We start from the raw sequence: 18,141 nt of genomic DNA on the forward strand, positions 1-18,141 counted from the left end.
TTCCGGTCAACGATTGACCAGACCCACTCTTTCATCGAGTATTAAGAAGGTTAAACCTTCCAGCAAGGGGAAGGTCAAGGAGAAAAAATGAATATCAGCGATGTGGCGAAAAAAACCGGTTTAACCAGCAAAGCGATTCGTTTTTACGAAGAGAAGGGGCTGGTGACGCCGCCGTTGCGGAGCGAAAACGGCTACCGCACCTACAGTCAGCAGCATCTCGATGAGCTGACGTTGCTGCGCCAGGCGCGACAGGTGGGGTTTAATCTGGAAGAGTGCCGCGAGCTGGTGGCCTTATTTAACGATCCGTCGCGCCACAGCGCTGATGTGAAAAAACGCACGCTGGAGAAAGTGGCGGATATCGAGAACCATATCCGCGAGCTGCAAAATATGCGCGCGCACCTGCTGGCGCTGGCCGAATCCTGCCCCGGCGATGACAGCGCGGAGTGCCCGATTATCGATAATCTTTCCGGCTGCTGTCATCGCAAGGCGCAGGCTTAACGGACAGCGGGCCTGATCCGTAGTGTAATCCCTTCGACGGCGACCACTTCGACCTTGCTGCCCGCCGCGAGGTCTTCGTCAGCAATTACCGGCCAGGAGCTGTCGCCCACGCGCACGTGGCCACGGCCATTTACCAGCGGGGCATCCAGCGTCAGGCGGCGGCCAACCAGCTGCTGCCCGCGCTGGTTGAGCTGAGCATCGGCCGGGCGCTGCGTTTTGACGCGCTTGCGCAGCCATTTCGACCACAGCCACGCCGCCAGCAGGGTGAGAACGGCGAACAGCGTCCCTTGCCATTCCCAGCTCAGCGGCAGGAGCCAGGTGAGAGCGCCGGTCACCACGCCAGCGACGCCGCTCCACAGCAGGTATCCGCTGCCGCCAAGCATCTCGGCCGCCAGCAGCAGTCCGCCCAGGCTTAGCCAGAACAGATGGGGGTGGGCGAGGATCATGTCGATCATGATTTTTTCCGATCGCCAGCGCCTTCTTTAATCAGCTCGCTGATCCCGGCGATAGATCCCATCAGGCTGCTGGCATCCAGCGGCATCATCACTACTTTGCTGTTGTTAGCGGATCCAATCTGGAGCAGTGCGTCGGTATATTTCTGCGCCACGAAGTAGTTGATCGCCTGAATATCGCCCGAGGCGATCGCCGATGACACCATCTGGGTGGCGCGGGCTTCCGCTTCGGCGGAACGTTCGCGAGCTTCCGCCTGCAGGAACGCGGACTGCCGTTCGCCCTCGGCTTTGAGGATCTGCGACTGTTTTTCCCCTTCTGCTTTCAGAATTTCCGCCTGGCGGATCCCTTCCGCCTCCAGAATATAGGCACGCTTGGTACGTTCGGCTTTCATCTGGGCGTTCATTGAGGCGATAAGCTCCGCCGGTGGGCGAACGTCGCGAATTTCGACGCGGGTGATTTTCACCCCCCACGGGTTGGTTGCGTCATCAACGATATGCAGTAGTCGGGTGTTAATACTGTCGCGCTGGGAGAGCATTTCATCCAGTTCCATCGAGCCGAGCACGGTACGGATGTTGGTCATCGTCAGGTTGACGATCGCCAGCTCAAGATTGCTGACCTCGTAGGCGGCCTTTGGCGCGTCAATCACCTGAATAAAGCAGACCGCGTCGATGGTGACGTTGGCGTTATCCCGGGAGATAACCTCCTGCGAGGGGATGTCGAGCACCTGCTCCATCATGTTCACTTTGCGGCCGATTCGGTCCATAAACGGCACGACTAAGCTTAATCCCGGCTGCAGCGTCTGGGTAAAGCGCCCAAAACGCTCTACCGTCCACTGATAGCCTTGCGGGACAATTTTCACCGACGCGGCCACAATGACCAGCGCGACGAAAATAAGGATAGGAATAAAAATCAGCATCAAAAACCTCCTGTCTTGTTGCCTGGTGGGGCGCTACAAGGAAATAGCGCATGTTTAAACTGAGTATATCTTTCTCCTCATCCTGGAGAAAGGAAAGTGGGGTAAACTAGCGGTGTTTCAGAAAATAATCAGGAAGACTCATGAAGGAAAATAACGCGCTTTTGCGTCTCGAAGGTGTGGGGTTTAAGACCGACGACGCAGTTATTTTACACAATATCACTCTTCAGCTCAGACCCGGAGAATTTAAGCTGATTACCGGGCCTTCCGGCTGCGGGAAAAGCACCTTGCTGAAGATTATCGCCTCGCTGCTCAGCCCAACCTCCGGACGCCTGTTTTTTGACGATGTGGATATCGCGACGCTGTCGCCGGAAACCTATCGTCAGCAGGTGTCTTACTGTGCGCAGACGCCGGCGCTGTTCGGTGATTCAGTCTACGATAACCTGGTTTTTCCGTGGCAGATCCGCAATAAACAACCCGATCCGCAGGCGCTGGTGGCTGACCTGCAGCGCTTTGGCCTTGGCGAAAATATGCTGGAAAAGTCTATTAACGAACTGTCCGGCGGGGAAAAGCAGCGCGTATCGCTGATCCGCAATTTACAATTTCTGCCGCGCGTGCTGCTGCTGGACGAAATTACCAGCGCGCTGGATGAAAGTAATAAACAGAATGTGAATGAAATTATTCATGGCTACGCGACGGAAAAACAGGTCGCTGTTCTGTGGGTCACCCACGATCGCAACGAAATTTCGCATGCCGATGAAGTGATTACGCTGCAACCTGCCGGCGGAAACATGCAGGAGGTACAGCATGAACGGGCATAACATTACGAACGAATCGCTGGCGCTGTCGATGGTGCTGGTGCTGATCGCTATTCTGGTCAGCTATCGGGAAAAACTGGCACTGGAAAAAGATATTATCTGGAGCATTTGCCGGGCGATCGTGCAGCTGATTATCGTCGGCTATGTGCTGAAATATATCTTTAACGTCAATCATGCGGTTCTGACGCTGTTGATGGTGCTGTTTATCTGCTTTAACGCGGCGTGGAATGCGAAGAAGCGCAGTAAATATATCGATAAAGCTTTTGTCTCGTCGTTTATTGCCATCACCACCGGCGCCGGACTAACGTTGGCGGTACTGGTCTTTTCGGGGTCGATCGCCTTTGTGCCGATGCAGGTTATTCCAATTGCCGGGATGGTGGCCGGTAACGCCATGGTGGCGGTGGGGCTGTGCTACAACAATATGGGCCAGCGCTTCAGCAGCGAGCAGCAGCAGATTCAGGAGAAGCTGAGCCTCGGCGCGACGCCGAAGATGGCTGCGGCGCGGCTGATTCGCGAGAGCATTCGCGCGTCATTGATTCCCACCGTCGATTCAGCGAAAACGGTCGGGCTGGTGAGCTTGCCTGGGATGATGTCGGGGCTAATTTTTGCCGGTATTGACCCGGTGAAGGCGATTAAGTACCAGATCATGGTGACCTTTATGCTGCTGTCGACTGCCAGCCTGTCGACGATTATCGCCGGCTATCTGACCTACCGGAAGTTCTTCAATGCCCGCCATCAGCTGGTGGTGACACAGCTGAAAAAGCGCCCGTGAACGATCCCGGGTTGCGGCGTTCACGCCTTACCCGGGCTACCACGGCGTAATCTGTAGCCCGGATAAGCGCAGCGCTATCCGGGTAAGAGCAACGGATTAGTACAGCAGCGAATACAGCTGACGACGATATTTGGCGGCCAGCGCATCGCCAGTACCGAGGGCGGCGAGGATCTCCTGCAGCATCTTGCGCGCCTGGCCATCGCCGGCACCTAAATCCTTCTGCAGATGGCTGAACAGCAGCGCCAGCGCCTCTTCATTACGCCCGACCTGATGCAGCTGCAGCGCCAGCTGGGAGGCCAGTTGCGCATCGTCCGGATTCTGTTCCACCTGCTGCTGCAGTTGCTGGATTTCCGGGGTGTCGGCGGCCTGTTTGAGCAACTCAATCTGCGCCACCAGCCCCTGATAGTGGGTATCCTGATCCTGCAGCGGGATGGTTTTCAGCACGCTTTCCGCTTCATCGGAACGGTGCAGGGCAATCAGCGTTTCCGCCAGCAGCAGACCAATCTGGCTGTCCTGATTCGACAGCTGCCAGGCTTCCTTCAGCAGCGGTAATGCCTCGGCGTATTTTTCTTCCTGCATCAGGGCCAACGCCTGCTGGGCTTTCAGCTCCTCTTCGCGCGGCAGGACTTTATCCAGCAGGGCGCGAATCGCTTCTTCCGGCTGCGGGCCTTCAAAACCGTCCACCGGCTGGCCGTTCTGGAACAGATAAACCGTAGGGATGGCGCGCAGACCAAACTGTGAAGCGAGCATTTGCTCGGCGTCGCAATCGACCTTCGCCAGCGTGAACTGGCCGTTGTACTGGGCGGCCAGTCGCTCGAGTACTGGGGTCAGCTGTTCGCAGTGCTGGCTGCGGGCAGACCAGAAATAAAACAGCACCGGGGCGTTCATGGACTGCTGTAGCGTCTGCTGCAGGTTCGCTTCGCTAATATTGACAATATTCTGTTCGGACATGGGCATTTCTCGTTAGTCGATTTCTGTTTTACATGGGGGCGGCATTCCGCGCTTCAACTCAGCCGTGGATAATTTTGTCCATCGCGCGGGCGGGCAGCAGGCGTTTGAGCAGCGCCACCGCATGGGTGACCAGGGTGACCGGATAGCGCAGCTTTGGCTTATCGCTGATAAAAGCGTGGCGCACTTTTTCCACCACCGCCTCCGGTCCGAGGGTAAAGCGGGCGGCAATGCCCGGATTTTCTACGGGTTTATCGCTTTGCGTCTGGTTGACGTTATCGGTAAAGCGGGTGCGGATCGGGCCCGGTTCAATCAGGCTGACCTGAATACCACTGTGGCGCAGTTCCATGCGTAGCGCATCGGACCACGCCTCGAGGGCGTATTTACTGGCGGCATAGGCACCGCGACCGGGACTGGCAATAAGCCCCATCACCGAGGAGGTCATCACGATGCGCCCTTCGCCGTGTGGCGTCATCGCCGGCAGCAGCAGCATGGTCAGCTGATGCGCGCCGAAAAAGTTGGCGGAAAACTGCTGTTCCATTTGCTGGCGGCTGATGGTGTTCAGCGGGCCATAGACGCCATAACCGGCATTATTGAACAGGCCATAGAGACGATTATCGGTCAGCGCAATCACCTCCGCTGCCGCGCGCTCCACGCTCTGTGGGTCATCCAGATCGAGCAAAATACCGGTTAGCCCCAGCTCCTGCATCCGCGCGACGTCCTCCGCTTTGCGGCAGGCCGCCAGCACGCGAAAGCCCTGGCGGGTTAAATCCAGCGCGCTTTCCAGACCAATTCCGCTGGAACAGCCTGTCACTAAAACCGTTTTTTGCATAACTTTACCTGTCAGCGACCCCTGGCGTTCAGGAGTCATGATTAACTAAGGGAGCCAGCCGGTTCGCCATCCAGTCGGCGATAAACGGCTGCGCGTCGCGATTCGGGTGAATGCCGTCGTCTTGCATCCATTGCGGTTTCAGATACACCTCTTCCATAAAAAAGGGCAGGAGAGGAATATCGAACTCCCTGGCCAGGGCCGGGTAAATCGCGCCGAAGGCTTCATTATAACGGCGGCCATAGTTCGCCGGCAGGTGAATTTGCATCAGCAGCGGCTCGGCGTTGGCCGCTTTGATATCCTTGATAATGGTGCGCAGCGTCTGCTCGGTTTGCTGCGGTGGAAAGCCTCGCAGTCCGTCATTGCCGCCGAGCTCAACCAGCACCCAGCGCGGCTGATGCTGCTTAAGCAGCGCAGGCAGGCGGGCCAGCCCCTGCTGCGAGGTATCGCCGCTGATGCTGGCGTTCACCACCGGCGTTTTCGCCTGCCACTTCTCATTGAGCAGCGCAGGCCAGGCGGCGTTGGCCGCCATTCGATAGCCAGCGCTCAGGCTGTCGCCGAGTATTAGCAGCGTGTCCGCCGCCATCGCGCGGCAGGTAAACAGGAACAAAAACAGGAAAGGCACATGCCAGCGGAAAACATACTTGAAGTTCATCATCTTAAGAAATCCGTCGGTCAGGGAGAGCATCAGCTCTCCATCCTCACCGGAGTTGAGCTGGTTGTCAAACCGCGGCAGACCATCGCCTTGATTGGCGAGTCGGGTTCCGGCAAATCGACCCTGCTGGCGATCCTCGCTGGCCTGGACGATGGCAGCAGCGGGGAAGTCTCAATGCTGGGCAAACCGCTGCACCAAATGGATGAAGAGGCGCGGGCGGCGCTGCGGGCGCAGCACGTTGGCTTTGTTTTTCAGTCGTTTATGCTGATCCCAACGCTCAACGCCATGGAGAACGTCGAGCTGCCGGCGCTGCTGCGCGGCGCCAGCGACAGCGAGAGTCAGGGCGATGCCCGCGCGCTGCTTGAGCAACTGGGGCTTGGCAAACGCCTGCACCACCTGCCGGCGCAACTCTCCGGCGGTGAACAGCAGAGGGTGGCGCTGGCCCGGGCCTTTAACGGTCGCCCGGCCCTCCTGTTCGCCGATGAGCCCACCGGCAACCTCGATCGCCAGACCGGGGACAAAATTGCCGATCTGCTGTTCTCGCTTAATCGCGAACACGGTACCACCCTGATCCTCGTCACTCACGATCCGCTGCTGGCGGCGCGCTGCGACCGCCGTCTGCGCCTGGTGGATGGCCAGCTGCGGGAGGAAGCATGATCGCCCGCTGGTTCTGGCGCGAATGGCGCTCGCCGTCGCTGCTGATCGTCTGGCTGGCGTTAAGTCTCTCTGTGGCCTGCGTGCTGGCTCTGGGGTCGATAAGCGATCGGATGGAGAAAGGCCTTAGCCAGCAAAGCCGGGAGTTTATGGCCGGCGACCGTACGCTGCGCAGTTCCCGCGAGGTACCCGCCGAGTGGATCGCGCAAGCGCGGAAGTCAGGGCTGACCGTCGGCGAGCAGCTGAGCTTCGCCACCATGACGTTCGCCGGTGATACGCCGCAGCTGGCGGACGTTAAGGCGGTGGACAACCGCTATCCGCTGTATGGCACCCTCGAGACGCAGCCGCCGGGGCTGAAGCCGCAGGCGGGGAGCGTGCTGCTGGCGCCAAGGCTGATGGCGCTGCTGAACCTGAAAACCGGCGATACGATTGACGTGGGCGATGCCACGCTGCGTATTGCCGGGGAAGTGATTCAGGAGCCAGACGCGGGGTTTAACCCCTTCCAGATGGCGCCGCGACTGATGATGAATATGGCCGACGTGGCAAAAACCGGGGCCGTGCAGCCCGGCAGTCGCGTCGCATGGCGCTATAAGTTCGCCGGTAACGCGCAACAGCTGGCGGATTATGAACAATGGCTGCTGCCGAAGCTCGGCGCGGAACATCGCTGGACTGGCCTCGAACAGGACGACAGCGCGCTGGGCAAATCCCTCGAACGCTCGCAGCAGTTCCTGCTGTTATCCGCGCTGTTGACGTTGCTGCTGGCCGTTGCCGCGATCGCCGTGGCGATGAGCCACTACTGTCGCAGCCGCTACGATCTGGTCGCGATTTTGAAGACGCTGGGCGCGGGGCGGGCGCAGCTGCGCAAGCTTATCGTCGGTCAGTGGCTGCTGCTGCTGACGCTGTCGGTGATAAGCGGTGGGGTCGTGGGCCTGGCGCTGGAGCGCCTGTTGTTGCTGATGCTCAAACCGGTGCTGCCCGCCGCACTACCCGCTGCCAGCGGTTGGCCGTGGCTGTGGGCTATCGGGGCGACAGGCGTCATTTCCCTGCTGGTGGGCCTGCGGCCGTATCGACTGCTGCTGGCGACCCTGCCGCTGCGGGTGCTGCGTCAGGATGTGGTGGCTAACGTCTGGCCGCTGAAACACTATATTCCTGTGGTCTGCGCGATTGTGGTCGGGGGGCTGGCCTGGCTGATGGGCGGCAGCCCGCTGCTGTGGTCGGTACTGGCCGGGGCAGTGGTACTGGCGCTGCTGTGCGGCCTGGTGGGCTGGGGATTGTTGTGGCTGCTCAAACGCCTGACGCTCAAAGCCTTGCCGCTGCGCCTGGCGGTGAACCGCCTGCTGCGCCAGCCGTGGTCGACCCTCAGCCAGCTGGCGGCGTTTTCCCTGTCGTTTATGCTGCTGGCGCTGCTGCTGGTGCTGCGCGGCGATCTGCTTGACCGCTGGCAGCAGCAGCTGCCCCCGGAAAGCCCGAACTACTTTCTGATCAATATCGCCCCTGAGCAGATAATGCCGGTGAAGACTTTCCTCGCCGAACACCAGACCCGGGCGGCGGAATTTTATCCGATCGTCCGGGCTCGTCTGACGCAGATCAACGGTCACTCCACGGACGGGAACAAAGATGAAGCGCTTAACCGGGAACTCAATCTGACCTGGAGCGCCGATCGTCCGGATCATAATCCGCTGGTGGCCGGCAACTGGCCGCCGAAGCCGGGCGAGGTATCGATTGAAGAGGGACTGGCGCAGCGGCTGGGGGTGAAGATCGGCGATACGGTGACCTTTACCGGCGATACTCAGGACTTCAGCGCGAAGGTCAGCAGCGTGCGCAAAGTTGACTGGGAGAGCCTGCGGCCCAACTTCTTCTTTATTTTCCCCTCCGGGGCGCTGGACGGGCAGCCGCAGAGCTGGCTCACCAGCTTCCGCTGGGATAACGGTCCCGCGATGTTGACCCAGTTGAACCGCGAGTTTCCCACCGTTAGCCTGCTGGACATCGGCGCCATCCTGCGTCAGGTCGGCCAGGTGCTCTCCCAGGTCAGCCGGGCGCTGGAGGTGATGGTGGGCCTGGTCACGGCCTGCGGCATGCTGCTGTTGCTGGCGCAGGTCCAGGTCGGTATGCGCCAGCGGCATCAGGAGCTGGTGGTCTGGCGCACGCTGGGGGCTGGTAAATCACTGCTACGCGCCACGCTGTGGGCGGAGTTTGCCCTGCTGGGGCTGGTTTCCGGACTGGTGGCGGCGATAGGCGCGGAAGTGGCGCTGGCGATGCTGCAGACCCGAGTCTTTGATTTCCCCTGGGCGCCGGACTGGCGCTTGTGGGTGATGCTGCCGCTGACGGGAGCGGTGTTGTTATCCCTGTGCGGTGGCGGGCTGGGGCTGCGTTTGTTAAAAGGGAAAGCGTTGTTCCGCCAGTTTAGCCAGTAAGATTATTGCATTTCGATGATGCGCCGCCGTTTTTGGCGGCGCTTTTATTTTAAGCGCACAAATTGATAACTAGTTGATTTTTAAGCGCACAAAACATTAAAAAACCGACAACACGCTGTGTGGATTCGCGGTTAATATTCAGCTGGTAAATATAAGGTTGCTTATTAATCAAGGAAAAACTATGGCACATAAAATAAAAGCGCTGGCGATCTCGATCGGCGCAGCATTAGCGTTAACGTCATTTGCTTCCCACGCGGAGATCACGCTGCTGAAACAAGATCCGCAGGCGGGCGATCCGTTAAGTCGGCTTAACTTTACCGTCGGCGGGAGTATTCGTCCGCAGTTCAACATGATGAGCGGCGATGGTGATAAAGGATCCTATAAGCGTAACGGTTTCGACGGTGGCACCCGTTTCCGCTTCGCGGCGGATTACTACCTGTTCGATGATATTAGCTGGATCAGCTACTACGAACTGGGGGTGAACATTCCGGCGCTGTTTGACTGGGATAACCACTACGCGGAAGGCGCAAACAATACCACCCGCCGCATGCTGTATACCGGCCTGAAAAGCGATACCTGGGGAACCTTAACCTACGGGCAGCAGAACAGCATTTACTATGATGTGGTCGGCGCGAAAACCGATATTTGGGACTACGATATGATCGGTCAGGCCCCTGGCAACGGTATTAACGGCGATTACGATGGTTCTTATCGTTCACGTAATATGCTGAAATATAAGAAAACCGTGGGTAATGTCGATCTTTACGGCTCTTATCTGTTCGAAGATAGTGAGTATCTGCCTGGCAACGGCCTGCGCTACAAGCGTAAAGGCGGCGGTTCTATTGGTGCGGACTACCACATCATGAAGGACCTGACCTGGGGTACTGCGTGGAACTACACTCGCGCCGAAATGCGCGACCCGTCAAGTTCCGACAACAAAACCTATGACCAGAACATCGTCGGTACCGCGCTGAGCTGGACCCCGGATAACTGGACCTTCTCCTTTGGCGGCGGCTGGTATCAGAACTTCCTCACCACCAAAAAAACCGATGTGCATAACTACTTCGCCGGCGACGCCTGGGGGATTGAATATTTTGCGGGCTATAAATTCCCGATCAATCAATACGCTGTTAAATCTATTCAGCCGTACTTTATGGGCGACCGCCTGCAGTACGTGAATGGCCGCAACTACCAGCGTATCGATAACGGTCTGGGGATCAGCTTCCAGCTGGATTACGGTTTCCGCGTTGACTACGAACACGTGTTTACCTCCAGCACCGACAACCTGGGGGATATGAACCTGGTGCGCCTGCGCTACGACTTCTAAGCGGTCACAACTCCCCGGTCGCGCTGCGCTATCGGGGCTATAAATCGCGCCGACCAGTAGCCCGGCTAAGGCGTTTACGCCGCAAGCCGGGACAATAGAGCATGTGGTTACTTCGCCAGCCAGGCGGCGACCTCCTGCCAGTTGCCACGAAAAATAATCTTCCCGGCTTTTTTCCCTAACTGATAGCGATACATTGGATCGTAATATTCTTCCAGCAGCGGCACCAGCCAGGCGAAGTGCGCCTCGGTGCTGGCGGTGCGCTGCTGCTGCGCCAGCGCCTCATCGAGCCGTTCAGTCAGCTGAGCAAAACGCTGCAGCCCCAGGCGACGGCGGATGGCAAACAGACCGTGATGGAGGTACTCGCCGTATGCCTGCCAGCCTTTCTCTTCGCCATACGCGGCGATGAAGTCGCGATACATGCGATCGAAGTACTCTTCGCGCAGCCGTTCGAGGCGAACATCAAACGGATCTTCCACCACCGCCAGCGGCGATTGCGCCATGCGCAGGCGCAGGCACTCCGGCAGATGGTTGGCGCCGATCATATGGCCTTCATCTTCCAGCACCCAGCGGGTCTGCTGTTCGGCTTTTTTAAGCAGGCTGACCGCCAGATGGTTTTCAAAGGTGGCCTGCGGGTGCTGATCCTGCAGGGTTCGACCGAATGATGAACCGCGGTGATGGGCAAGCCCTTCCAGATCGATACCATCCGGGCGCGAGCAAACCAGCTGAGTTTTGCCATTGCCGGTGCAGCCGCCAATCAGCACAATCGGGCGCTGCACCAGTTCGTCGGTGGCCTGGATCGCCGCCTGGCGTAGCGCTTTATAGCCGCCGACGATCAGGGGGTAATCCACGCCAGCGTCTTTCAGCCATTGCTGGACGATATGCGATCGCTGGCCGCCGCGGGCGCAGCACAGGTAACCGAGCGGGTAACGGGCACAGGCTTCCAGCCACGCCTGGATCCGGCTGGCGCGCAGGTCGCCATCAACCAGCTTATGGCCGAGAGCCAGCGCCGCTTCCGGCCCCTGGCGTTTGTAGCAAGTGCCGACCGCGGCGCGTTCTTCATCATTCATCAGCGGCAGGTTGATCGCCGCCGGCATCGCGCTTTGGCTAAACTCCACCGGGGCGCGTACGTCAATCAGTGGCGTATCGCTGGCGAGAATGGCGCGATAATCCGTCCCATTGGTCATGGGGTATCCTCTGAAGTCAAAACAGAAATGGGCTTTACAGCAAGGGGGGGATTGTACGCGCCTCAAGGTGTGCCGGGGAAGGGGATAGATCAAATCCCCGGCACGAAGGGCTTAGCTGAGCTGCGATTGCGCCCAGAACAGGCCGCTGGTGTACTCCGGCGGCAGCAGTGGCTTGATCGCTTCCAGCGTCGCGCTCAGGCGATCGGTATCGCTGTCGGTGAGGTTCAGGTGGCCGACTTTGCGACCCGGACGCACCTCTTTATCGTACCAGTGCAGGTGCACCAGCGGCAGCTTCAGCCAGTCGTAGTTGAGATCGGTGCCGATCAGGTTGATCATCACCGACGGGCTGTTGACCACCGGCGGCGGCAGCGGCAGGTCGGTAATCGCTCGCAGATGCAGTTCAAACTGGCTGATGGAGGCGCCATTTTGCGTCCAGTGGCCGCTGTTATGCACGCGCGGTGCCAGCTCGTTGATCAGCAGCCCCTCGGCGGTGACGAAGCACTCCATCGCCATCACGCCGACGTAGTTCAGCTCGTTCATGATCGCCGTCAGCATGCTTTCCGCTTGTTCCTGCTGGCGGGCATTGGCCTGCGGGAAGGCCACGCTGGCGCGCAGAATACCGTCCTGATGCAGGTTGCGGGTCAGCGGGTAGAAGACGGTGCTACCGTCATGAGCGCGGGCGCCCACCAGCGACACTTCGCCGGAGAAGTTAATCCCTTGCTCGACGATGCACTCGCCGTAGTTATCCTCCGGGAGTTGCGCGGTTTCGTCAGCGCGCAGACGCCACTGGCCGCGGCCATCGTAGCCGCCGACACGACGCTTAACGATCGCCAGCTCGCCGAGACGGGCAAACACCGCCGGCCATTCGCTTTTATCCGCCAGCAGCTGCCACGGGGCAGTGGCCAGGCCAAGCTTGTCGAACAGCTGCTTTTGCGTCAGGCGGTCGGCGATAATCGGGAAAACATCGCGGTTGACGAACGCCGGGTGGCGGGCCAGCTCACGGGTGAGGGCGGTTTCCGGCCAGCGTTCAATTTCGGCCGTGATGACGCTCTGCTGGAACGGCACAGCTTCCGGGTCGGCTTCCAGCCCCACCGGCCAGACGGCGATGCCCAGCGGCTCACCGGCCTGGCGCAGCATGCGACCTAACTGACCGTTACCGAGCACGCATACCTGTTTCATGCCGCACCCCGCGGATCCGGGTTATCCAGCACTTCATCGGTTTGCGCCTGACGCCAGGCGCTCAGGCGCTGGTGAAGTTCGGCATCATGCTGAGCGAGGATCTGCGCGGCGAGCAGGCCGGCGTTAGCGGCCCCGGCTTTGCCGATGGCCAGCGTACCGACCGGAATGCCGCGCGGCATTTGCACAATGGAGTAGAGGCTGTCGACACCGCTTAAGGCTGCGCTCTGAACCGGTACGCCGAGCACCGGCACCAGGGTTTTCGCCGCAATCATGCCCGGCAGATGCGCCGCGCCGCCTGCCCCTGCAATAATCACCTGATAACCGTGGCTCTCGGCGCTTTCAGCAAAGCTGAACAGCTTATCGGGCGTGCGATGGGCGGAGACCACCTCGACATGGTACGGAACGTTCAGGGCATCAAGGATTTCTGCGGTAAATTGCATGGTAGCCCAGTCGCTTTTGGACCCCATCACGATGGCGATACGCGCCGAATTATTGCGGGAAGACATGCGTCTTAAAACTCCTGTGGGTGTGTTTCACACTGCTTTAGAGGCCACAGAGAATAGCATGAACTGCCAGCAAGGAAAACGGTTGCGTGCGCATGGTTAGCCGTCTTTTGTCTCGTTCAGTGATGACGTCGATCGCGGCTTACTGGCCTTTATCTCATTCATGATACAGGTGATAAGCAGCACTAACCCCCCACGGGAGCATCAGGGTGCCCATAATCAGTAAATAGATTTGTACCAGCCGGCTATCGTGAGGGCGGGTACAGAGCAAATAAATGGCATAGAAATAGATGGCCCACGCCAGCATTGCACACCAGACAAACGTCAGCGTGTTGCCGATAGCGACGCCGATTAAGGCGATATAACTAACCCCTAACGGATTGAGGATCGCGATGATCATTCCCCACATCAGCGGCTGACTCCACTTTTTCCTGTTCATGCTCATTCCTTGAGAGTGATGTCGTGGGAGACTAGCATGCAGGACGCGGGGAAGCGCGCACCTTCGCCCAGGCAAAAGGCGCTTTCGGAATTGTGCTCGCGCAGGAACTAGAACGGGAAGTGGATGAGTTTGACGTCGTCCGGCGTCACCTTGACCATCGAACCTTCGCTGTGCCAGGCGCCAAGTACCACGCGCCATGCGGGTTGGCCGTTGGCCTGCAGTTCATGGACCGCCGGGCGATGGGTATGGCCGTGGATCAGCCACTGCACGTGATGCCGCTCCATCGCGTCAACCACCGCCTGTGGATTCACATCCATAATGTCCATTGATTTGCTGCTGTTGGCGGCTTTGCTGTCGGCGCGCATGCGAGCGGCGATGCGGCGGCGGATAAACAGCGGCAGGGCGAGGAACAGACGCTGGATCCACGGGGTGTGGACTTTGGCGCGAAACGCCAGATAGCCTGGGTCATCGGTGCACAATGTGTCGCCATGCATAATCAACACTTCACGGCCATAGAGGTCCAGTCGCTCTTCTTCGGCGAGCAGGAGCATCCCGCTCTGGCGGGCAAAGCGCTGGCCGACGAGAAAATCGCGGTTGCCGTGGATGAAGTAGCAGGGCACGCCGGCGTCGACGACGGCTTTGATTGCCGCGGCAATCTGCTGGTGCAACGGGTTGGGATCGTCATCGCCGATCCACGCTTCAAACAGATCGCCAAGGATATACAGGGCGTCCGCCTGGCGGGCTTCGCCCTGTAAAAAACGCAGAAAACCGGCGGTGATCGCCGGTTCTTCTGTTTGCAGGTGCAAATCTGCAATAAAAAGTGTCGCCACGAATTACTCGCTGACGGTGACGCTTTTGATGATCACATCATCTTTCGGCACATCCTGGTGCATGCCGCTGCGGCCGGTGGCAACCGCTTTGATTTTGTCTACCACGTCCATGCCTTCAACCACTTCAGCGAAAACGCAGTAGCCCCAACCCTGCAGGCTTTCGCCAGAGAAGTTCAGGAAGTCGTTGTCGGCCACGTTGATGAAGAACTGGGCAGTGGCGGAGTGCGGCGCCTGAGTACGGGCCATTGCCAGCGTACCACGGGTGTTTTTCAGGCCGTTGTTCGCTTCGTTCTGAATCGGAGATTTGGTCTCTTTTTGTTTCATGCCCGGTTCGAAACCGCCGCCCTGAATCATAAAGCCGTTGATAACACGGTGGAAAATGGTGTTGTCGTAGAAACCTTCGCGGCAGTAGTCCAGGAAGTTTTTAACTGTTTCCGGCGCTTTGTCGTCAAACGTTTTGATTACGATATCGCCATGATTGGTGTGGAAAGTAACCATTTTTGCATCCTGTTCCGATGAGTGTGGTGCCAGCACCCGATGTCGGGTGAGATATAGGGGGGTGTTATAGCATAACCGCGGGGGTCGATGCACCTTGCAATGTGTGCTGCGTCCGGTCTGAATTATGGGTATTATAGAGACTTCATTACCCACACACGTCTACACGGAATCTTCGATGTTAAAAATTTTTAATACACTGACGCGCCAGAAAGAGGAATTTAAACCTATCCATGCCGGGGAAGTCGGCATGTACGTGTGTGGTATTACCGTTTACGATCTCTGTCATATCGGCCATGGCCGTACCTTCGTCTCCTTTGACGTCGTGGCGCGCTATCTGCGTTTTCTTGGCTATAAGCTGAAGTACGTGCGCAATATCACCGATATCGACGACAAAATCATTAAGCGCGCTAATGAAAACGGCGAAAGCTTTGTCGCGCTGGTCGATCGCATGATTGCCGAAATGCACAAAGATTTTGACGCGCTGAATATTCTGCGTCCCGACAGCGAGCCGCGTGCGACGCACCATATCGCGGAGATCATTGAGATCACCGAACAGCTGATCGCCAAAGGCCATGCCTATGTGGCGGATAACGGCGACGTGATGTTTGACGTGCCGACGGACCCGAACTACGGTTTGCTGTCACGTCAGGATCTCGATCAGCTGCAGGCGGGGGCGCGCGTTGACGTGGTTGACGTCAAGCGTAACCCGATGGACTTCGTCCTGTGGAAGATGTCGAAAGAGGGCGAGCCAAGCTGGCCGTCGCCGTGGGGCGCGGGCCGTCCGGGCTGGCATATCGAGTGCTCGGCGATGAACTGCAAGCAGCTTGGCAACCACTTCGATATTCACGGCGGCGGTTCGGATCTGATGTTCCCGCATCATGAAAACGAAATCGCCCAGTCCACCTGCGCCCATGACGGCGAGTACGTTAACTACTGGATGCACTCCGGCATGGTGATGGTTGACCGCGAGAAGATGTCGAAATCGCTGGGTAACTTCTTTACCGTCCGCGACGTGCTGAAGTATTACGATGCGGAGACGATTCGCTACTTCCTGATGTCCGGCCACTATCGCAGCCAGTTGAACTACAGCGAAGAGAACCTCAAGCAGGCGCGTTCGGCGCTGGAGCGTCTGTACACCGCGCTGCGCGGGACGGACAAATCCGTCGACGCGGCGGGTGGCGAAGCCTTCGAAGCACGCTTTATCGAGGCGATGGACGACGACTTCAACACCCCGGAAGCCTACTCGGTGCTGTTCGATATGGCGCGTGAAGTGAACCGCCTGAAAACCGAGGACGCGGCCGCGGCGAACGCCATGGCGGCCCACCTGCGTAAGCTTGCTGCGGTGCTGGGTCTGCTGGAGCAGGAGCCGGACGCGTTCCTGCAGAGCGGCGCGCAGGCCGACGACGCGGAAGTGGCGGAGATCGAATCGCTCATCCAGCAGCGTCTGAACGCGCGTAAAGCGAAAGACTGGGCGGCGGCGGATGCGGCGCGCGACCGTCTCAACGAGATGGGTATTGTGCTGGAAGATGGCCCGCAGGGCACCACCTGGCGCCGGAAGTAAGCCATAAAAAAACGCCCGCTAAAGCGGGCGTTTTTCTTTTCGCTGTCAGGCCGTGACGGTGACGCTCTGGCCTTCAAAGCTCACCGTCTGACCGGCGACGATTTTGCAGCGTTTGCGGGTTTCCACCGCGCCGTCAACTTTCACCAGCCCGTCAGCGATAGCGAGCTTCGCCTGGGCGCCGCTTTCGCTCCAGCCTTCCAGCTTCAGCAGATCGCACAGCTCTACGTGCGGGTGTTTACCTAAGGAAAATGTCGCCATCTCAGGCCTCCTCAACGTCGTGATACTCTTCGCACGCCTGCAGCGTGTTCTGAATCAGGGTGGCGACGGTCATCGGGCCAACGCCGCCGGGAACCGGGGTGATGTAGGATGCGCGTTCGGCGGCGTCTTCATACACCACGTCACCGACCACTTTGCCGCTTTCCAGACGGTTAATGCCGACATCGACCACAATCGCCCCTTCTTTAATCCACTCGCCAGGAATAAAGCCCGGTTTACCTACTGCGACGATCAGCAGGTCGGCGTTTTCGACGTGATGGCGCAGGTTTTTAGTAAAACGGTGGGTCACAGTGGTGGTGCAGCCGGCCAGCAGCAGCTCCATGCTCATCGGGCGACCGACGATATTGGACGCGCCAATGACCACCGCATTAAGGCCGTAGGTGTCGATATTGTAGCGTTCCAGCAAGGTCACGATACCGCGCGGGGTGCACGGACGCAGGCGCGGCGCCCGTTGGCACAGGCGGCCAACGTTGTAGGGATGGAAACCGTCGACGTCTTTATCCGGCGCGATGCGCTCGAGCACTTTGACGTTGTCGATCCCTGCGGGGAGGGGCAGCTGAACCAGAATACCGTCGATGGTCTTATCGGCATTCAGGGTGTCGATAAGCTCCAGCAGCTCGGCTTCGCTGGTGGTTTCCGGGAGATCGTAAGAGCGGGAGACGAAGCCCACTTCTTCACATGCTTTGCGCTTGCTGCCGACATAAATCTGCGAGGCCGGGTTGCTGCCGACCAGCACGACGGCCAGCCCAGGGGCGCGTTTTCCGGCCGCAACGCGAGCCTTCACTTTTTCCGCAACCTCAGAGCGTACCTGCTGCGCAATCGTTTTACCGTCAATAATTTTTGCTGCCATCAGAGAGAGGATTCCATCTGTATCTTTACGAAAGGGGGATGGGGATATTTTGTCAGAAGCCGGCCTCGCTGTCAGTCCTCGTTTGCGGTTTTATCCTGTCTGGGGCGAATTTAGCCTGTTTTGACCCTGTTCAGTTCAGGGGTATTGGTGTGTTGCGTCTGGCCACTAAGTCGATTTACGCGCGTAAGCGCCCCGGTGGTATGCTTCTTGTACAGTTGCTGAGGGATATTTCGCCAGCATCGTATAAGCCCCGCAGTTTCCTGGCAAAATGGATTGACTCAACGGATGTGGACCGTATAATTCCAGGCGTTTCACTCCGCGAAGCACTCGCTTCTCAGGGCGCCCTTAGCTCAGCTGGATAGAGCAACGGCCTTCTAAGCCGTAGGTCACAGGTTCGAATCCTGTAGGGCGTGCCATACTCACTTCTCTTAACGTCTCCTGAAGTCTACTCAACCCAGCATTTACGCGGCATTCCCCAATATTTCATTATCTCAACGTCTACTATGGTCTATTGAAATCCACATTCATGTGGGGGTACAT

Annotated in this window: 20 protein-coding genes, 1 tRNA gene and 1 pseudogene; 8 read left to right on the plus strand and 14 right to left on the minus strand. The window is 58.5% G+C overall.

Features of this window, described 5'->3' with window-relative positions; genetic code table 11:
* Positions 1-87 precede the first annotated feature (87 nt).
* Positions 88-498, plus strand: a complete 411-nt coding sequence (gene cueR / locus CWM54_RS14945; RefSeq protein WP_002892208.1) for a Cu(I)-responsive transcriptional regulator — start codon at positions 88-90, stop codon at positions 496-498.
* Here the strand turns inward: cueR and CWM54_RS14950 are convergent.
* Both CWM54_RS14950 and CWM54_RS14955 read right to left on the minus strand, forming a co-directional pair.
* Entirely contained in the window at positions 495-953 is a 459-nt protein-coding gene (locus tag CWM54_RS14950) for an NfeD family protein (protein ID WP_061155507.1), read from the minus strand. The two genes, cueR and CWM54_RS14950, sit on opposite strands and share 4 nt — an antisense overlap.
* Positions 950-1,867: an SPFH domain-containing protein gene (locus CWM54_RS14955; RefSeq protein WP_061155506.1), complete on the minus strand. Its 918-nt coding sequence runs from the start codon at positions 1,865-1,867 to the stop codon at positions 950-952. The genes CWM54_RS14950 and CWM54_RS14955 overlap by 4 nt, the downstream gene beginning before the upstream one ends.
* 140 nt (positions 1,868-2,007) lie before the next feature.
* On the opposite strand from CWM54_RS14955, the gene fetA reads away from it, so the two are divergent.
* On the plus strand, positions 2,008-2,685 hold the full coding sequence (gene fetA / locus CWM54_RS14960; protein ID WP_061155505.1) for an iron efflux ABC transporter ATP-binding subunit FetA: 678 nt from the start codon (positions 2,008-2,010) through the stop codon (positions 2,683-2,685).
* The gene (fetB, locus tag CWM54_RS14965) at positions 2,672-3,454 is read left to right on the plus strand and encodes an iron efflux ABC transporter permease subunit FetB (protein ID WP_012968803.1); all 783 of its coding nucleotides are present in this window, start codon (positions 2,672-2,674) and stop codon (positions 3,452-3,454) included. The genes fetA and fetB overlap by 14 nt, the downstream gene beginning before the upstream one ends.
* Before the next feature lie 96 nt (positions 3,455-3,550).
* On the opposite strand, the gene CWM54_RS14970 is transcribed toward fetB, so the two are convergent.
* Genes CWM54_RS14970 through tesA form a run of 3 tightly spaced genes read right to left on the minus strand, consistent with a single transcriptional unit; the run spans position 3,551 to position 5,886 of the window.
* Positions 3,551-4,405: a co-chaperone YbbN gene (locus CWM54_RS14970; protein WP_074386703.1), complete on the minus strand. Its 855-nt coding sequence runs from the start codon at positions 4,403-4,405 to the stop codon at positions 3,551-3,553.
* 58 nt (positions 4,406-4,463) lie between these two features.
* Complete coding sequence (locus CWM54_RS14975) at positions 4,464-5,273, minus strand: SDR family oxidoreductase (protein WP_165785932.1); 810 nt, start codon at positions 5,271-5,273, stop codon at positions 4,464-4,466.
* Positions 5,263-5,886 carry a multifunctional acyl-CoA thioesterase I/protease I/lysophospholipase L1 gene (gene tesA, locus CWM54_RS14980; RefSeq protein WP_032739210.1) on the minus strand — a complete coding sequence of 208 codons (624 nt, stop codon included), beginning with the start codon at positions 5,884-5,886 and terminating at the stop codon, positions 5,263-5,265. The genes CWM54_RS14975 and tesA overlap by 11 nt, the downstream gene beginning before the upstream one ends.
* Between tesA and ybbA the strand changes: the two genes are divergently transcribed.
* Complete coding sequence (ybbA, locus tag CWM54_RS14985) at positions 5,857-6,543, plus strand: putative ABC transporter ATP-binding protein YbbA (RefSeq protein ID WP_100697612.1); 687 nt, start codon at positions 5,857-5,859, stop codon at positions 6,541-6,543. The genes tesA and ybbA overlap by 30 nt on opposite strands.
* The gene (gene ybbP / locus CWM54_RS14990; RefSeq protein ID WP_100697614.1) at positions 6,540-8,954 is read left to right on the plus strand and encodes a putative ABC transporter permease subunit YbbP; all 2,415 of its coding nucleotides are present in this window, start codon (positions 6,540-6,542) and stop codon (positions 8,952-8,954) included. The genes ybbA and ybbP overlap by 4 nt, the downstream gene beginning before the upstream one ends.
* Here ybbP and CWM54_RS28675 read toward each other — a convergent pair.
* Positions 8,916-9,017: a hypothetical protein gene (locus CWM54_RS28675; RefSeq protein ID WP_227520718.1), complete on the minus strand. Its 102-nt coding sequence runs from the start codon at positions 9,015-9,017 to the stop codon at positions 8,916-8,918. The genes ybbP and CWM54_RS28675 overlap by 39 nt on opposite strands.
* A 118-nt stretch (positions 9,018-9,135) precedes the next feature.
* On the opposite strand from CWM54_RS28675, the gene CWM54_RS14995 reads away from it, so the two are divergent.
* Entirely contained in the window at positions 9,136-10,281 is a 1,146-nt protein-coding gene (locus CWM54_RS14995) for a porin (RefSeq protein WP_100697616.1), read from the plus strand.
* A 107-nt stretch (positions 10,282-10,388) separates the two neighbouring features.
* Here CWM54_RS14995 and mnmH read toward each other — a convergent pair whose 3' ends face one another.
* From mnmH to ppiB, 6 genes and pseudogenes are all read right to left on the minus strand, one after another.
* On the minus strand, positions 10,389-11,465 hold the full coding sequence (gene mnmH, locus CWM54_RS15000) for a tRNA 2-selenouridine(34) synthase MnmH (protein ID WP_100697618.1): 1,077 nt from the start codon (positions 11,463-11,465) through the stop codon (positions 10,389-10,391).
* Between the two features lie 111 nt (positions 11,466-11,576).
* The gene (purK, locus tag CWM54_RS15005; RefSeq protein WP_008805468.1) at positions 11,577-12,644 is read right to left on the minus strand and encodes a 5-(carboxyamino)imidazole ribonucleotide synthase; all 1,068 of its coding nucleotides are present in this window, start codon (positions 12,642-12,644) and stop codon (positions 11,577-11,579) included.
* On the minus strand, positions 12,641-13,150 hold the full coding sequence (purE, locus tag CWM54_RS15010) for a 5-(carboxyamino)imidazole ribonucleotide mutase (protein WP_004151322.1): 510 nt from the start codon (positions 13,148-13,150) through the stop codon (positions 12,641-12,643). Before purE ends, purK begins: the two co-directional genes overlap by 4 nt.
* Before the next feature lie 96 nt (positions 13,151-13,246).
* Positions 13,247-13,586, minus strand: a pseudogene (locus CWM54_RS15020) (hypothetical protein).
* Between the two features lie 107 nt (positions 13,587-13,693).
* Positions 13,694-14,416 (minus strand): UDP-2,3-diacylglucosamine diphosphatase, encoded by a 723-nt coding sequence (gene lpxH, locus CWM54_RS15025; RefSeq protein ID WP_061155485.1) that lies wholly within the window; start codon positions 14,414-14,416, stop codon positions 13,694-13,696.
* Between the two features lie 3 nt (positions 14,417-14,419).
* Positions 14,420-14,914: a peptidylprolyl isomerase B gene (gene ppiB, locus CWM54_RS15030; RefSeq protein WP_008805471.1), complete on the minus strand. Its 495-nt coding sequence runs from the start codon at positions 14,912-14,914 to the stop codon at positions 14,420-14,422.
* 175 nt (positions 14,915-15,089) lie between these two features.
* Here ppiB and cysS point away from each other — a divergent pair, with 175 nt between their 5' ends.
* On the plus strand, positions 15,090-16,475 hold the full coding sequence (cysS, locus tag CWM54_RS15035; protein ID WP_100697620.1) for a cysteine--tRNA ligase: 1,386 nt from the start codon (positions 15,090-15,092) through the stop codon (positions 16,473-16,475).
* A 45-nt stretch (positions 16,476-16,520) separates the two neighbouring features.
* Here cysS and ybcJ read toward each other — a convergent pair whose 3' ends face one another.
* Positions 16,521-16,733 (minus strand): ribosome-associated protein YbcJ, encoded by a 213-nt coding sequence (gene ybcJ / locus CWM54_RS15040; protein WP_048267531.1) that lies wholly within the window; start codon positions 16,731-16,733, stop codon positions 16,521-16,523.
* Position 16,734: 1 nt separating this feature from the next.
* Complete coding sequence (folD, locus tag CWM54_RS15045; protein ID WP_004143017.1) at positions 16,735-17,601, minus strand: bifunctional methylenetetrahydrofolate dehydrogenase/methenyltetrahydrofolate cyclohydrolase FolD; 867 nt, start codon at positions 17,599-17,601, stop codon at positions 16,735-16,737.
* A gap of 339 nt (positions 17,602-17,940) precedes the next feature.
* On the opposite strand from folD, the gene CWM54_RS15055 reads away from it, so the two are divergent.
* A tRNA-Arg gene (locus CWM54_RS15055) sits at positions 17,941-18,017 on the plus strand.
* The last annotated feature ends 124 nt before the right edge of the window (positions 18,018-18,141 follow it).

The organism is Klebsiella sp. D-Nf1 (assembly GCF_002810515.1).
GTDB classification, from domain to species: domain Bacteria; phylum Pseudomonadota; class Gammaproteobacteria; order Enterobacterales; family Enterobacteriaceae; genus Klebsiella; species Klebsiella variicola.

Bases quoted from the DNA above. Each gene is read 5' to 3' on its own strand.
- CWM54_RS14955 (WP_061155506.1), bottom strand. From the start codon at position 1,867: ATGCTGATTTTTATTCCTATCCTTATTTTCGTCGCGCTGGTCATTGTG.
- fetA (WP_061155505.1), top strand. From the start codon at position 2,008: ATGAAGGAAAATAACGCGCTTTTGCGTCTCGAAGGTGTGGGGTTTAAG.
- ybbA (WP_100697612.1), top strand. From the start codon at position 5,857: ATGCCAGCGGAAAACATACTTGAAGTTCATCATCTTAAGAAATCCGTC.
- CWM54_RS14970 (WP_074386703.1), bottom strand. From the start codon at position 4,405: ATGTCCGAACAGAATATTGTCAATATTAGCGAAGCGAACCTGCAGCAG.
- CWM54_RS14995 (WP_100697616.1), top strand. From the start codon at position 9,136: ATGGCACATAAAATAAAAGCGCTGGCGATCTCGATCGGCGCAGCATTA.
- fetB (WP_012968803.1), top strand. From the start codon at position 2,672: ATGAACGGGCATAACATTACGAACGAATCGCTGGCGCTGTCGATGGTG.
- CWM54_RS14975 (WP_165785932.1), bottom strand. From the start codon at position 5,273: ATGACTCCTGAACGCCAGGGGTCGCTGACAGGTAAAGTTATGCAAAAA.
- ybcJ (WP_048267531.1), bottom strand. From the start codon at position 16,733: ATGGCGACATTTTCCTTAGGTAAACACCCGCACGTAGAGCTGTGCGAT.
- ybbP (WP_100697614.1), top strand. From the start codon at position 6,540: ATGATCGCCCGCTGGTTCTGGCGCGAATGGCGCTCGCCGTCGCTGCTG.
- folD (WP_004143017.1), bottom strand. From the start codon at position 17,601: ATGGCAGCAAAAATTATTGACGGTAAAACGATTGCGCAGCAGGTACGC.
- purK (WP_008805468.1), bottom strand. From the start codon at position 12,644: ATGAAACAGGTATGCGTGCTCGGTAACGGTCAGTTAGGTCGCATGCTG.
- CWM54_RS14950 (WP_061155507.1), bottom strand. From the start codon at position 953: ATGATCGACATGATCCTCGCCCACCCCCATCTGTTCTGGCTAAGCCTG.
- mnmH (WP_100697618.1), bottom strand. From the start codon at position 11,465: ATGACCAATGGGACGGATTATCGCGCCATTCTCGCCAGCGATACGCCA.
- cysS (WP_100697620.1), top strand. From the start codon at position 15,090: ATGTTAAAAATTTTTAATACACTGACGCGCCAGAAAGAGGAATTTAAA.
- tesA (WP_032739210.1), bottom strand. From the start codon at position 5,886: ATGAACTTCAAGTATGTTTTCCGCTGGCATGTGCCTTTCCTGTTTTTG.
- ppiB (WP_008805471.1), bottom strand. From the start codon at position 14,914: ATGGTTACTTTCCACACCAATCATGGCGATATCGTAATCAAAACGTTT.
- cueR (WP_002892208.1), top strand. From the start codon at position 88: ATGAATATCAGCGATGTGGCGAAAAAAACCGGTTTAACCAGCAAAGCG.
- purE (WP_004151322.1), bottom strand. From the start codon at position 13,150: ATGTCTTCCCGCAATAATTCGGCGCGTATCGCCATCGTGATGGGGTCC.